Below are 13,952 nucleotides of genomic sequence, written 5' to 3' on the forward strand. Positions count from 1 at the left end.
AACACTCCTCTAGAATCGAAGTCTCAGGGGGGAATGGGGAGTCATGGGCGAGAGCCGGGTGAGTCTGCGCGTCATCGCCAGCTCGTTGCGCAAGTTCTGGTGGATGGTCGTGCTCTTCGGGGTCGTCGGGGCCGCAGGTTCCTACGGTTACGCCTCTCTGCAGACTCCGCTCTTCCAGGCGACGACCTCGCTGTACTTCGCTCTCAACCAGGGCACCAGCGCATCCGACCTCAACCAGGGCTCGGTGTACACGCAGAGCCAGATGCTCTCCTTCGCGCAGCTCGCGACGAGTTCGCGGGTGCTCGATCCTGTGATCGAGGAGCTCGGCCTCGACACGACGCCGCGTGCCCTCGCACGTGACATCGAAGTCACGATCCCGCAGAGCACCGTGACGCTGCGCATCACAGGGATCACCGATGACGCGAAGGCGGCCGCCGAGCTGGCCGACGCCGTGGCTGAACAGCTCATCATCGTGGTCAAGGATGTGGCGCCCAAAGACCCGCAGGGCGAGTCCACGATCACCGCCCAGGTGATCGATGACGCCGTCGTGCCCGAGTTCCAGTTCACGCCGAGCAAGCCTCGGGATGCCCTACTCGGAGGGTTCCTCGGTGCCGTCCTCGGACTCGCCATCGCAGCGTTGATCGGTGTGCTCGACACCCGCATGCGCACCGAGGAGACGCTGACCGAGGCGGGCGGCGATCCTGTGCTGGGCGTCGTCTCGAAGTCTCCGCTGCTGGCCATGCGAGGCATCGCCGTGGCCCAGGAGCCGCTGGGCCACACCTCGGAGGAGTTCCGTCGCATCCGCTCGGCGCTCGCCTACGCGAACGTCTCCTCGCGGGTGAAGGTGCTGCTGGTGACGTCGGGAATGCCCTCCGAGGGCAAGTCGACGGTGTCGGTGAATCTGGCCATGACCCTCGCCGGGCTGCGCAACTCCGTGCTGCTGATCGACGCCGACATGCGGCGGCCGCGGGCTCACGAGCACGCCGGCATCGACGGCTCGATCGGGCTGACGAGTGTACTGCTCGACGAGGTCGAGTTCGAGGTCGCCAAGCACAGCGTGGCCGACAGCACGCTCGACATCCTGCCCGCGGGCACCGTCCCTCCGAACCCCGCAGAGCTGCTCACTTCGGCGCGCATGGCGCAGCTGCTCGACTTCGCCGCGGCGGAGTACGACTATGTGGTGATCGACTCTCCTCCGATCCTCAGCGTGGCCGATGCGAACCTCTTCGCAACCCAGACAGACGGCGTGATCCTCGTCGTTGACGCGACGAAGACTCGTCGTGCCGCGCTCGCGAAGAGCATCAAGTCGCTCGAGTCGGGTGGCGCGCGCATCCTCGGCACGGTGCTCAACCGTGCCCGCCCGGATCGGCATCGCAGCGAGTACTACAGCGACTGAGCCATCGTCGGGCCAGGCTCGGAAGACGCAGCAGCGCAGCATATCGGTGAGACGCTGTGTCCGTTTGTCTTTGCCCGGGTAGCCGGGTATTCTTCATGAGTTGCGAGGGGGACTCGCTCTTTGCTGCCGGGGTTTAAACTGCGGCGGAGATGCGGGGTGATCATGAATCTGCCCCAGAAGACGGTGACATCGTGTCCACTCCGTTCCTCGATCTCGCATCACGTGAGACCTCCACTCCGCCTCACCGGCACCCTCGAAGGGTTCTCGCCGGCGCACTGAGCGCTGTCCTGGCGGTCACCGCCGCGCTGACGGCCGTTCCCGCGTCGGCGCTCGCAGACGACGCCGCGCCCCTCTCCCAGCGTGCGGCGTCCACCGACACCCCGGTCATCGACGACGACATGGATCGCACGGTCGTTTCGGGATGGGGTTCGTCTCCTGAGGGCGCATGGCGTGTGGTGGAAGGCACGGCGAGCGTGTCGGGCGAACAGGCCCAGCTCGCCAGCCGCAAGCCGGGAATCACCGCCAGAGCCACTCTCGACGGCGTCGCTGCGGGCGACGTGGACAGCCGCTTCTCGCTGACGGTGCCCGAGCTTCCCGTCGGAGGGCCGCTCTACCTCTCTCAAGCGGTTCGGGTCTCCGGTGGCGACTCCTATGGTGTGCGCGTGCGCGTTCATCCCGACGGCTCGGCATATGTGTCGATCGTGCGGCTCTCCGACCTCATGCGTGTGCAGCACCTCAGCGAGCGCAAGCTCCCCCTCACGGTGACGAGCGGCACGACCATGACGGTCGCGCTCAGCGTCACCGGTGCGAGTCCTGTGGAGCTGGGCGCCAAGGCCTGGGAGTCGAGCGCTGCCGAGCCGAGCGACTGGCAGGTGACGTACACCGACGATTCCGACGCCCGCATCCAGGCCGCAGGCGGCTACGCGTTCGCGCTCTACACGTCCTCAGGAGCCCGCACCGCTGTGCCGGTCGGCATCGACGACGTCACCCTCACCACCCCCGCGCTCACGACCGAGCCGTCGCCTGAGCCGACGACTGAGCCGTCGCCGGAGCCGACGACTGAGCCCTCGCCGGTTCCGACGACTGAGCCGTCGCCGGAGCCGACGACTGAGCCGTCGCCGGAGCCGACGACTGAGCCGTCGCCGGAACCCACGACCGAGCCGTCGCCGGAGCCCACGACGGAGCCGACTCCGACGCCCACCCCGACTCCGACTCCCACGCCGGCGCCCCCGGTGACGGAGCCGGTACCCCCGGTCACGCCGGAGGGTGTGCGTGGCGAACCCGGTGCCAAGGCGCCGGGAACGCTCTCCTATGACGCCCCTGCAACGGCCGTCTACGTCGCCCCCGCAGGATTCGACGGAGCGTCGGGGACCAAGAACTCGCCCGTCAAGACGATCGCTGCCGCGCTGCGGGTCGTCCCGAACGGAGGCACGATCGTCCTTCGCGGCGGGACCTATCACGAGGAGATCGTGGTGCCTGCGCAGAAGCGGGTCACCATCCAACCCGCTCCCAACGAGTCGGTGTGGCTCGACGGTGCGAAGCCGGTCACCGGCTGGAAGGCCTCGGGAAGCGCGTGGGTCGTCGACGGCTGGAACACGGCTCTCGACGCGAGCCCGACGTACACCAAGGGTGCTCCGGACAACACGGCGGCGGACTGGCGCTTCGTTGACCCGGCCCACCCGATGGCCGCGCACCCCGACCAGATCTGGGTCGCGGGCGTGCAGCTGCGCGAGGTGGCCTCCGCATCGCAGGTCGAAGAAGGCACCTTCTTCGTCGATGACTCCGCCAAGCGTCTGGTGATCGGCACGAACCCGACGGGCAAGTCGGTCGAAGCGAGCGTGCTCACGCAGGCTCTCTCGATCCGCTCGGCGGGGTCGGAGGTCCGGGGAATAGGAGTGCGCCGGTACGCCACCAGCGTTCCGCAGATGGGAACGGTGGTCGCAGCCGCCCCGAACGTCTCACTCACCGACGTGACGATTCGCGACAACTCGACCACGGGCTTCTACTCCTGGGCGCCGGCGACCACGCTGACGCGCGTCTCGCTGATCGGCAACGGCCTGCTCGGCGGAGGTGCGTCGCAGGCGGACGGACTCACGGTGACGCAGATGCTCTCGGTGGGCAACAACGCCGAGCACTTCAATCATTCGCCGGTGTCGGGAGCCTTCAAGGTCACGCGTACCCGCGGGGTGACGGTGAAGGACAGCGCGTTCACCGGTAATGACGGGCGCGGCCCATGGTTCGACGAGTCCGTGCTCGACGTCGCATTCACCGGAAACGACGTGATCGGCAACACCGGTCACGGCGTCATGGTCGAGCTCTCGGAACGAGCCGTCGTCGCCGACAACGTCATCGCCCGCAACGGCGAATTCGGTCTGTTCGTGCTGAATTCCGGCAACGTGAAGATCTGGAACAACACGTTCGTCGGCAACGGCAACCGCAACATCAGCATCGGGATGGATTCCCGCCGCGCCTCCGACCCCAACACCCCGGGCCACGACCCGCGGACCCGGTACGCGCCACAGGCCTCGTGGATCGTGCGCAACGTGGTGATGTCGAACAACGTCATCGCCGAGAGCGCCGGCAACTGCCTGGTCTGCGTGCAGGACTTCTCGCTGCAGTACACCGGTTCCCAGATGGTGTCGAGCGTCGAGGGCAACCTCTACCACCGCACGTCGCCGGGGACCCCCAGGTGGTTCTCCGCGTGGTCGAAGGGCTCTGTCTCGAGAGACCCTGCGGTGACCGACACGCTCGCCGCCTTCACGGCCGCGACGGGCCAGGATCGGCGCTCGCAGTTCGTCGAGGGTGCGCCGGTGGTCGACGGTGGCTATGCGCTGCTGCCTGCGTACGCCGCCGCACAGGGATCCGTGGCGGTTCCGGTGCCGTCTGATATCGCCTCAGTATCGCGACTCCCCGGCAACGGCACGGCGCTGGGGGCTCTGCCCCGGTGACGATGTAAGTATGGGCTCTCTTCTCGCTGTCGGCGCGCGTGCGCTGACGATGGTCATCGCGCTGGTCTGCGGCGTCCTCACGACCCGGATGATCATCGGCGGTGCCGGCGTCGACAGCTTCGCCCTGTACACGCTTCTGACGACCATCCCGTCGCTGCTGACCTTCACCGACCTCGGCAGTGGGGCGGTGCTGGTCAACGCCGTCGCGACGAGTGAGAACGTGCGCACGGATGAGAAGCTGCGTTACCAGCTCACGTCGGTCGGGCGCGTGCTGCTCATGTTCGCTGCCACGGCGATGGCGATCAACACCATCCTGGTGCTCACCGGGGCCTGGGAGCTGGTGTTCGGTGAGGCAGGAGGACGCCCCGGCGCCTCGCTGGCGGCGTTCTACTGCGTGACGATCTTCTGCCTGGGCATCCCTCTCGGCGTCTGGGCGCGGATCATGCTGGGGCAGCGCCGCAATCACATCGTGATCCTCCTCCAAGGGCTGATCTCTCCGCTGACCATGACCGGTGTCTGGTTGATGCTCACGTTCGGCGGCGACAACCTGCACTCCTTCGTGGCCATCGCGTCCTTCGCGGCATCTTTCCTCGTCTCGGTGCTCGGAATCCTCATCACGGCGCGCACCACGTCGCCCCTGATCCCCTCGGCCGCGCGGATGGTCCTGCGGCCCCGGCGGTACCCGGGAGTGCGGGTGATGGATGTCGGCTGGCCGATGCTCGCGCAGATGGTCACCTATCCGATCGCGGTCGGCTCCCAGCGGTACGTGATCGCACAGCTGGGCGGCCCCACCGACGTCGCCGAGTACGGTGTGGCCGGACAGGTCTTCTTCGCCCTCAACGGGTTGGTGATGGCGGGCGGCCTCGCACTCTGGCCCCATTTCGCCAAGAGCCGGCACGATGGCGACCTCCGGCGGGGGCCGTTCCTGCTTTCGGCGCTGTTCGCCGTCGCCATCGGACTCGCCACCGTGATGGTGTGGCTCGTGGGTCCGTGGCTGTTCGGGTTCATCACGCAGGGCGAGCTGACTGTGCGTCCCAGCACGATCTTCGCCTTCGGTCTGATGATCATGATGACCGCGGCGGTGTATCCGCTGGGCATGTTCATCATGGACAAGCCGGGCATCCGCTTCCAGGTGATCCCCACCCTCAGCATGGCCGCCGTGGGGATCACGCTCTCCTTCGTGCTGACGCCCGTGCTGGGAATCGCGGGACCGCTGATCGGCGTCGCCTTCGCGCTCGTCGTCTGCCAGCTGATCCCGTTCTCGATCTACATCGTCCGGAACAAGAAGCGACTGACCGTCGGAGACCTCGAGCAGGTCTAGCCGAGCGGTGCGCGACCGTGGCAACCGTGCCGGATGGGTGGGGGAGTCAGTCCCGCACGCGGGCGTCAGCCCAGCAGGTGCGTGGTGATGCTGGAGCGGTACACCTCGGGCGCGTGACGGCGAAGGGCCTCACCACGGCTGTCTGCGACGGTCGACACCATCTCGTCCCAGCGGGTGTCGATGTCGGTCAGAGCGGACGCGATCGCAGCGGAGTCGCCCGCGGTGACGAGCTTCGCGGTGCCGTAGCCGCCTGCCGCTTCCCGAAGACCGCTGCTGTCGCTGGCGATCACCGGGCGCAGCGCGAGGATTCCCTCGACGGCGGTGTTCCCGAAAGGCTCATCGATGCGCGAAGGCACGAGCAGCACATCGGTCTTCTCGAGGAACGGCCAGATGTCGGTGTGGAATCCGGCGAAGTCGACGGAGACCCCGGCTTCTGCGGCCTGCGCGCGCAGATCGCGCTCGAACCACTCATACCCCTCGAAGACGGCGCCCAGGAGGGTCACATCCACAGGGCGCCCGGCGGAGTGCAGCCGGGCAGCGGCCTCGATCACAAGGTCGGGTCCCTTGCGGGGGGAGAGCCGTCCGATGTACAGCACACGGAGCGGACCCTCGGTGCGAGGACGGGGAGACATCGGCTGCGCAGGAGAGGCGACACCGTTGTAGACCACGTGCGACCGATGCGCGAGGGCCGGGAGCGCAGTCCGGATGGTATCCAGGCTGAAGCGACTGTTCACCAGCGTGCGGTGGGAGGCCAGATGAGGGGAGTAGAGGATGCGGTTGACGAGGCGGTTGCCCGACGCCTCTGCCTCGTGGACGTGGCTCACCGACCGGGTGCCCCGCAATCGTGCGATCAGTGGCCATTCGGGGATGATGATCGTCGACACGTAGACGACGTCGGGGCGCACGCGTCCGATCAGGCGCCACGCGGCGCCCAGGCCGCGGAACGTGTCGCGGAACAGCTTCGGCAGGCCCCGTGGCGTCAGCAGGACCTTGCGCAGCACGAGCATCGGCACGATGACGACCTCGGCGCCGGCGCGGCGGAGCTCGTTCACCAGCAGTCCGGTACTCGGGAGAGCCACGACCACGCGTGCTCCCGCCTCGACGAGTCCGATCGCGCTCTCGAGCAGCATGCGGTCTGAGCCGAACAGCTCCGCGCCGGGATGCACGAGCAGAACGGTGTGCTTCTTGCTCTCGCTGCTCATCGCGCCCCCGACCCGGCAGGCGCGGGGACCCAGTCCGTCGACCGGCGACGTGCCCGTCGAGCGGAGGGGTGGATCGTCGCGCGTTCGGCTATGCGATGGGCGAGTGCTTCGTATTCGTCGGCGACGTCGTCCCAGCGGAACCGGGTGCGCGCGATCTCCTGCACGGCCGTGGCTCGGGCCTCGGTCGACGCCGGGTCGGCCTCTGCCGACACCACGTGCTCGGCGACGTCGGAAGCACCGGAGAAGAACCAACCGTTACCGTCGAGCACCTCTCGGTTGAAGGGGACGTCGAAGCCGATGACGGCGGTTCCGGCACCCATCGCGCGAAGGAGCGACGGGTTGGTTCCGCCGACGGAGTGGCCGTGCACATAGGTGAGCGCATTCGCATAGAGCGCGTCCAGCAGCTCCTGGTCGTACACGCCTCCGACGAGCCGGATCCGGTCGTCACCATCGGCCACGCGTTCGATCTCCTGGGTGTATCCCGCGCTGTACGGTGCGGAGCCGACCACCACGAGAGGTAGCTTCGCGTCGCTGTCACGGTAGCCCTCCACGATCTCGAGCACATGGTTCTCCGGCTCGAACCGGGCCACCACGAGGTGGTATCCGCCCGGTTCCAGGCCCATCTCGGCGACTCCGCGCTCGGGCAGCTGATCGAGGATGGGGGCGCCGTAGCGGATGAGCTCGGTGGGCACATCGAACTGGTGCCGGTAGTAGTCGGCGATCCCCGGTGCGTCGGCGATGAGAGCATCAGCGGTGCGCACCCCGAACTGCTCGGCCCAGCGGTAGTAGGCCTTGCCGCGCGGTCCCCACTTCGAGCGTCGCCATTCGAGCCCGTCCATGTGCAGTGCGACGGGTGCTCGGCGCATCCGGAGCAGAGGCAGGAACGGCGAGTTGGCGGCGTTGAAGACGAAGGTCGCGTCGGGCCGGCGTCGGAACATGAGGTGCAGAGCCGACAGCCCTGTGTGGCTCAGCGTCTCGATCTGCTTGACGGGGACCGCGGGAAGGTGCACGACCCGCATTCCGAGGTACTCCTTCTCGCGCCGCTCGGAACCGCGGGTGTACACGACGACGTCGTGACCGCGGTCCGCGAGTCGGCGTCCGACCTCTTCGATGGCGGTCTCGAAACCGCCGTATGCCGCGGGCACTCCTCGGGTCCCCACCATCGCGATGGTGAGGCGGTTCGAATTGCTCATCCGATCAGTATGCCCCGCTGGGCTGCACCATGACTTTGGCGGTACGCCACATGATCTGCAGGTCGTTCATCACGGACCAGTTCTCGACGTATCGCAGGTCGAGGCGCACGCTCTCGTCCCAGGAGAGATCGCTTCGTCCGGAGACCTGCCACAGGCCGGTGATCCCGGGCTTGATGTACAGGCGACGGAAGACGGTGCCGTCGTAGGCGGTGACTTCGCTCGGCAGCGGCGGTCGAGGACCGACCACGCTCATGTCGCCGATGAGCACGTTCCAGAACTGCGGCAGCTCGTCGAGTGAGAGCTTGCGCAGCACCTTGCCGACACGGGTGACGCGAGGGTCGTCCTTCATCTTGAAGAGGAGACCTGCGCCCTCGTTCTGCTCCTTGAGCATGGCGAGCTGCTTCTCGGCGTCGGTCTTCATCGAACGGAACTTGACCATCTTGAAGCGGCGGCCGTCACGGCCGACGCGCTCCTGGAAGAAGAAGACGGGACCGGGCGAGTCCATCTTGATGAGCAGCGCGAGGACAGGCGCCAGCAGGCCGATCGGGATCAGCGCGAGCGTAGCGACGGCGACGTCCAGCGCCCGCTTCAGCAGGTGCTGTCCGCCTTCGTAGGTCGGGATCTGCACCTGGATCAGCGGCAGGCCCTCGACGGGCGCGAAGGAGATACGCGGACCCGCGACGTCGGTGAGCCGGCTGGAGAGCACGAGCTCGGCAGCGGTCCCTTCGAGCTGCCAGCTCAGCTGCTTGACGAACTCCGGCTCGCCTTCGGGGCGGCTCGCCACGATGATCGTGTCGGCGCCGACCTCGGCGGCGACCGACGACACGGAGTTCACGTTCCCCAGAACCGGGAACCTCGTGTCGTCGATCACGATGTCGCGCGCATTGCCGTCGAGCAGCGTCGCGCCCACCACCTGGTACCCGGACGCGCCGATCGGGTGCAGCGTCCGCACCACGTACTCCACGTCGTCCCTGTTGCCGACGACGAGGGTGCGGGAGGCGAACCTCCCCTGAGCACGCTGCTTCTGCAGCCAGTGGCGCCACAGCCACCTGGTCACCAGAAGCGTCAGCACACCGACGGGCAGCCCCAGCAGCAGCGTCAGTTGCATCGACTTCCATGCGAGCAGGACCGCCACGATGGCGATGATCCCGAAGGCGAGTCCGGTGGCATGCGCGACGCCGCGGTACTCGGTGGCGCTGGCGCGGAACAACGCGGCGTCCCGCGTGTGCAGCGCGCTAAGCATGAGGTACCACAGCGCGGCGAGCGGGATGCCGTCGCGCAGGACCTCGGGCACGGAGACGCCGGTGGCCAGCTCGACCGCTGCCGTCAGACCCATCGCGAACAGGATGACGGCCGCATCCGTCGTCCGCAGCCGCATCCGATAGCGACGCTCCCACTGACGGCGCCGTTCCAGAGTCGCTGAAGGGCGCGGTGTGACCACCGTGCGCGTCACCGACTTGGTGGCTCGCGGAGCTGCGACCGGTACGAAGCCGGTACGAGCGATGCTCAGGGCATCCTCGACCGAAGTCATGCCGAAGCCTCATGAGCCGTGAATGTACGCAAAAAACCCCAGTGCGACATGTGATTCCCCAGTTTCCCCAGACCATGAACCCCACGTTCACGGCTTTCGTCTGCGTCCCGACCCCTCGGGTCCTGCTGAAACTCCCCGTGATTCCCACATCACGGAGTGCGTTCTCATCGTCCCAAACGATGATCGCTGACAGCAGGCACTGCAGACCTTGACCACTGTAGCGGAACATCGTCGCCACGGGAAGGTAAATCTGATGAATGGAAGAAAGAAAGCTGCGAGATGCCCGTGAGTGGGGGCTATTCTGTCGCGGTGACCGTGAACACAGACACTCCGCGCTTCCAGCTTCGACCGATGCTGCCACGCGATCCTTCTCAGCCGCACCGCACCGCGAGCCCGCTCGAGCTCTTCTTCGATCTGGTCTTCGTCGTGGCCGTGAGCATCGCCTCCGCGCAGCTGCACCATGCGCTCAGCGAGGGGCACTTCCTGCACGGCATCACCTCCTACGCGATGCTGTTCTTCGCGATCTGGTGGGCCTGGATGAACTTCACCTGGTTCGCCACCTCGTTCGACACGGACGACTGGCTCTATCGGGTCACGACGTTCGTGCAGATGGGCGGGGTCCTCGTCTTGGCTGCGGGCATCCCCAGGGCCTTCAACGAGGGCGACTTCACCCTCACCGTCCTCGGCTATGTCGTGATGCGCGTCGCGATGGTGACGCAATGGCTGCGGGCATCACGGTCGGCAGGCCCCCTGCGGTCGGCCACGCGTCGGTACGCTCTCGGCATCGCCGCGGTCCAGGTGCTGTGGATCCTGTTCCTGCTGATCCCGGCGGGCCCGCTGCAGATCGTCGCGTTCGTGCTCTTCGTGCTGGCCGAGATCAGCGTCCCGGTGTTCGCCGAGTATCGCAGGCAGACTCCGTGGCATCCGCACCACATCACCGAGCGCTACGGGCTGTTCACGCTCATCGTGCTCGGAGAGAGCCTGCTCGCCTCCGCCAACGCGATCATCGACGCGCTCGACAAGGTCGAGAGCCTCGGGCCGCTGATCGCCATCTCGGTGCTCACCCTCGTCGTCACGGCGTCGCTGTGGTGGATCTACTTCTGGCCGCCGCACCAGCGCGCGATCACGAGCTTCGGACGCTCGCTCCGCTACGGCTACACGCACTACTTCGTGTTCGGGGCGGCGGCCGCCTTCTCCGCCGGGATCGAGGTGGAGCTCGACGTCTTGACCGGGAAGAGCCATCTGTCGAGCATCGCGGCATCGCTCACCGTCACGATCCCGATCGCGATCTTCCTCCTCGCCATCTGGTGGATCGCTATCCGCGAGAACGCCGACCGTGTCGTGAACACGGTGGTGCCTTCGGGTGCGGTGCTGGTGCTGCTCGATCCGGTCCTGCCGATCCCGGTCGCGCTCACTGCCCTGGTGCTCGTCGGCATTGTGGTCGTGCTGGTGCTCCGCCCCCCGGTCGCGTCCTCGCGCATAGACAAGGCATAGGTTGGGCAAAGTCTCCTGATCGGAAGCTCCGCGACGCTGAGGACACGCAACAGTCCGTCGAGGAGGAGACAGATCATGAGTATTCCGGAACCCACCCAGACCCCCGATGGTCCCGCGTACGAGGGGCGCCTGCTCGATCGACGCGATGAGGAGATCGTCGATCAGGGGGCCGCCTTCGACATCCGCACGCTGGTGACCAGGCGCGGTGTGCTCGGGCTCGCGGGTGTGGGCCTCGGCGCCGTCGTGCTCGCGGCCTGCGCGCCGTCGACATCGGCCGGGTCGGCGAGCCCGACGCCGACGACGACGTCGGGAGCCTCAGGAGACGATGCCGTGAGCGTCGGCGAGATCCCCGACGAGACGGCAGGGCCCTACCCGGGAGACGGATCGAACGGTCCCGATGTGCTCGAGGACTCGGGGATCGTCCGCCAGGACATCCGCTCGTCGATCGACGGCGGCGCGACCGCCGACGGTGTTCCCCTCACGTTCGCGTTGCAGGTGATCGATCTCGCGAATGGGGGAGTCCCCTTCGCGGGCGTCGCGGTGTACGCGTGGCACTGCACGGCGCAGGGCGAGTACTCGATGTACTCCTCCGGGCTGGAGGATGTCACCTACCTGCGCGGTGTGCAGGTCGCCGATGCCGATGGCAGAGTGTCGTTCACCTCGGTGTTCCCCGGGTGCTACTCGGGCCGCTGGCCGCACATCCACTTCGAGGTGTACCCGGATGTGGCCTCGATCACCGACTCGAGCGCTGCCATCGCCACGTCGCAACTGGCCATTCCCGAGGCGGCGTGCGCGGCGGTCTATGCAGAGGCTGCGTATGACGGCTCCGCGAGGAATCTCTCGCAGATCACGCTCGCGAGCGACAACGTCTTCGGCGATGACTCCGGTGTCCTGCAGGTGGCCGCCGTCACCGGAAGCGTGCAGGAGGGATACTCGGCCACGCTCGTGGTGGGCGTCGACACGGCGACCACCCCGGCTGCGGGCGGAGGCCAGGGCGGGGCTGGCGGCGGGGGCCGGCCGCCGTCGAGCTGAGCTGAAACCGCGGATTGGGGGCCGGGAGGGTCGGTCTGCTATGCTGATTGAGCAGCGTGTGTGCATCGCCCCTCTCGGCCGCCACGTCGCCACTGATCAGGGCCATTACGGACCGCGCACATCGATGCGTGCGGAATCCGCCCTCGGTCTCACATCTTGCGGAGCGCCACGCGTGTCCGCCACACAGCAATGAGCATGACCATGAGCACCACCACATTTCCCCCGTCCGATCCGTTGACCTGGAAGCAGGCCGACACCGACGTGCACGTCGCGACGCGCGGCGGCGAATTCGCCGGTTTCGTCGAGTTCGACGGCAGCGCGCACCTGGTGCGCGACAACCACGGCGCCGAGCTCGGCGTCTTCGACTCGCTCGATGACGCCTTCCGTGCGCTCGAAGACGCGAACCAGCCTTCCCGGCGTGGGCCCGTCTTCCCGCCGATGCTGCCACGGGCCTGGCGTCGCCGCACCCGCCGCGCCCGCGCCTGAAATCAGCGATTCACGCACAACGAACGTGTCCGTCAAGGGGTGCGGATGTATTCCCGAAGGCGCATGTGGGCGGGGCTACTGTGAGGTAAGCGTTGGGCATCTGCCTTGGGCTTCCACAGCTCGAGGGCTCCGAACGTCAGGAGAAGATTATCTCCATCACACAGATCGAACCGACCGCGGCAACGCTGGGCCCGATTCGTCAGACGTACTCCGGCAATGCGGACTTCCCGCCCATGGCCCAGGCGTACAAGCAGGTGTCGCAGGTGGTCAAGGAGACCGGCCTGCTTCAGCGCACCCAGTGGTTCTACGTCTTCGTGGCCGCAGGCATCGCCGTGGCCCTCGGTGGCCTCATCACCGGCTTCATCCTTCTCGGCGACAGCTGGTTCCAGCTGCTGATCGCTGCGGGGCTCGGCATCGTCCTGACGCAGATCGCGTTCCTCGGGCATGAGGCCGCGCACCGCCAGATCCTGACCACGGGGCCTGCGAACTTCAAGCTCGCGCGCATCGTGATCGCCAGCATCGGCATGAGCTACTCATGGTGGGACTCGAAGCACACCAAGCACCACGGAAACCCGAACCAGGTCGGCAAGGACCCCGACATCGAGGTCGACACGATCTCTTTCCTCGAGGAGGACGCCGCCAAGGCGAAGGGCCTGATCAAGCTGATCACCCGCAAGCAGGGGTGGCTCTTCTTCCCGCTCCTCACCCTCGAGGGGCTGAACCTCCACTTCCTCGGCCTGAAGTACCTCATGACGACGAAGAACGTCAAGGGACGCTGGACCGAGCTCAGCATCATCGCGCTCCGGTTCGCCCTCATCCTCGTGCCCGTGTTCATGATGCTCCCCCTCGGGATGGCTTTCGCCTTCATGGGCGTGCAGTTCGCGGTCTTCGGCGTCTACATGGGAGCTGCGTTCGCGCCGAACCACAAGGGGATGCCGATCATCGAGCCCGGCGCCCGTCTCGACTTCTTCACCAAGCAGGTGCGCACCTCCCGCAACATCAGCGGTGGCTGGTGGACGACCTGGCTCATGGGCGGCCTCAACTACCAGGTGGAGCACCACCTCTTCCCGAGCATGCCGCGACCGCACCTCGCCAAGGCGCGGGAGATCGTGCGCGACTACTGCGCCGCGAACGACGTGCCCTACACGGAGACCAGCCTCGGTCGGTCCTACATGATCGTCATCGAGTACCTGAATCGGGTGGGACTCTCGGCCGGAGCAGATCCCTTCGACTGCCCGGCAGTCGCGCAGTTCGGCCGGGGGTAGCCCCCAGACATCACCGGGCCTGATCAGTCCGGGAACCACAGAGGCGCGAGCAGGAATCCCTGCTCGCGCCTCTGTCGTTCGTGG

At 67.1% G+C, this 13,952-nt stretch carries 10 protein-coding genes; 7 read left to right on the top strand and 3 right to left on the bottom strand.

Features of this window, described 5'->3' with window-relative positions; translation table 11 throughout:
- Window positions 1-43: 43 nt before the first annotated feature.
- The 3 genes from D514_RS36955 to D514_RS36965 all read left to right on the top strand — a co-directional run bounded on the left by D514_RS36955 (window position 44) and on the right by D514_RS36965 (window position 5,665).
- Window positions 44-1,396 carry a polysaccharide biosynthesis tyrosine autokinase gene (locus D514_RS36955; RefSeq protein WP_017831458.1) on the top strand — a complete coding sequence of 451 codons (1,353 nt, stop codon included), beginning with the start codon at window positions 44-46 and terminating at the stop codon, window positions 1,394-1,396.
- A gap of 191 nt (window positions 1,397-1,587) precedes the next feature.
- The gene (locus D514_RS36960; protein ID WP_017831459.1) at window positions 1,588-4,344 is read left to right on the top strand and encodes a right-handed parallel beta-helix repeat-containing protein; all 2,757 of its coding nucleotides are present in this window, start codon (window positions 1,588-1,590) and stop codon (window positions 4,342-4,344) included.
- 10 nt (window positions 4,345-4,354) lie between these two features.
- Window positions 4,355-5,665 (top strand): lipopolysaccharide biosynthesis protein, encoded by a 1,311-nt coding sequence (locus D514_RS36965; RefSeq protein WP_017831460.1) that lies wholly within the window; start codon window positions 4,355-4,357, stop codon window positions 5,663-5,665.
- Between the two features lie 65 nt (window positions 5,666-5,730).
- Here the strand turns inward: D514_RS36965 and D514_RS36970 are convergent, their stop codons facing one another.
- Genes D514_RS36970 through D514_RS36980 form a run of 3 tightly spaced genes read right to left on the bottom strand, consistent with a single transcriptional unit; the run spans window position 5,731 to window position 9,591 of the window.
- Entirely contained in the window at window positions 5,731-6,867 is a 1,137-nt protein-coding gene (locus D514_RS36970; RefSeq protein WP_017831461.1) for a glycosyltransferase, read from the bottom strand.
- Window positions 6,864-8,060, bottom strand: coding sequence for a glycosyltransferase (locus D514_RS36975; RefSeq protein WP_017831462.1), 1,197 nt, complete (start codon window positions 8,058-8,060; stop codon window positions 6,864-6,866). Before D514_RS36975 ends, D514_RS36970 begins: the two co-directional genes overlap by 4 nt.
- A 4-nt stretch (window positions 8,061-8,064) precedes the next feature.
- Entirely contained in the window at window positions 8,065-9,591 is a 1,527-nt protein-coding gene (locus D514_RS36980) for a sugar transferase (protein WP_017831463.1), read from the bottom strand.
- Between the two features lie 309 nt (window positions 9,592-9,900).
- Here D514_RS36980 and D514_RS36985 point away from each other — a divergent pair, with 309 nt between their 5' ends.
- From D514_RS36985 to D514_RS37000, 4 genes are all read left to right on the top strand, one after another.
- Window positions 9,901-11,085 carry a low temperature requirement protein A gene (locus D514_RS36985; RefSeq protein WP_236611003.1) on the top strand — a complete coding sequence of 395 codons (1,185 nt, stop codon included), beginning with the start codon at window positions 9,901-9,903 and terminating at the stop codon, window positions 11,083-11,085.
- Between the two features lie 75 nt (window positions 11,086-11,160).
- Window positions 11,161-12,117 carry a hypothetical protein gene (locus D514_RS36990; RefSeq protein WP_017831465.1) on the top strand — a complete coding sequence of 319 codons (957 nt, stop codon included), beginning with the start codon at window positions 11,161-11,163 and terminating at the stop codon, window positions 12,115-12,117.
- A 201-nt stretch (window positions 12,118-12,318) separates the two neighbouring features.
- On the top strand, window positions 12,319-12,603 hold the full coding sequence (locus D514_RS36995) for a hypothetical protein (protein ID WP_144053107.1): 285 nt from the start codon (window positions 12,319-12,321) through the stop codon (window positions 12,601-12,603).
- A gap of 155 nt (window positions 12,604-12,758) precedes the next feature.
- Window positions 12,759-13,868 (top strand): acyl-CoA desaturase, encoded by a 1,110-nt coding sequence (locus D514_RS37000; RefSeq protein WP_036323944.1) that lies wholly within the window; start codon window positions 12,759-12,761, stop codon window positions 13,866-13,868.
- Window positions 13,869-13,952 lie beyond the last annotated feature (84 nt).

This window comes from Microbacterium sp. UCD-TDU (genome assembly GCF_000340625.1).
Classification (GTDB): domain Bacteria; phylum Actinomycetota; class Actinomycetes; order Actinomycetales; family Microbacteriaceae; genus Microbacterium; species Microbacterium maritypicum.

Excerpts from the sequence above, each read along its gene's own strand:
- D514_RS36975 (WP_017831462.1), bottom strand. The coding sequence starts at position 8,060 with ATGAGCAATTCGAACCGCCTCACCATCGCGATGGTGGGGACCCGAGGA.
- D514_RS36965 (WP_017831460.1), top strand. The coding sequence starts at position 4,355 with ATGGGCTCTCTTCTCGCTGTCGGCGCGCGTGCGCTGACGATGGTCATC.
- D514_RS36990 (WP_017831465.1), top strand. The coding sequence starts at position 11,161 with ATGAGTATTCCGGAACCCACCCAGACCCCCGATGGTCCCGCGTACGAG.
- D514_RS36995 (WP_144053107.1), top strand. The coding sequence starts at position 12,319 with ATGAGCACCACCACATTTCCCCCGTCCGATCCGTTGACCTGGAAGCAG.
- D514_RS36980 (WP_017831463.1), bottom strand. The coding sequence starts at position 9,591 with ATGACTTCGGTCGAGGATGCCCTGAGCATCGCTCGTACCGGCTTCGTA.
- D514_RS36955 (WP_017831458.1), top strand. The coding sequence starts at position 44 with ATGGGCGAGAGCCGGGTGAGTCTGCGCGTCATCGCCAGCTCGTTGCGC.
- D514_RS36970 (WP_017831461.1), bottom strand. The coding sequence starts at position 6,867 with ATGAGCAGCGAGAGCAAGAAGCACACCGTTCTGCTCGTGCATCCCGGC.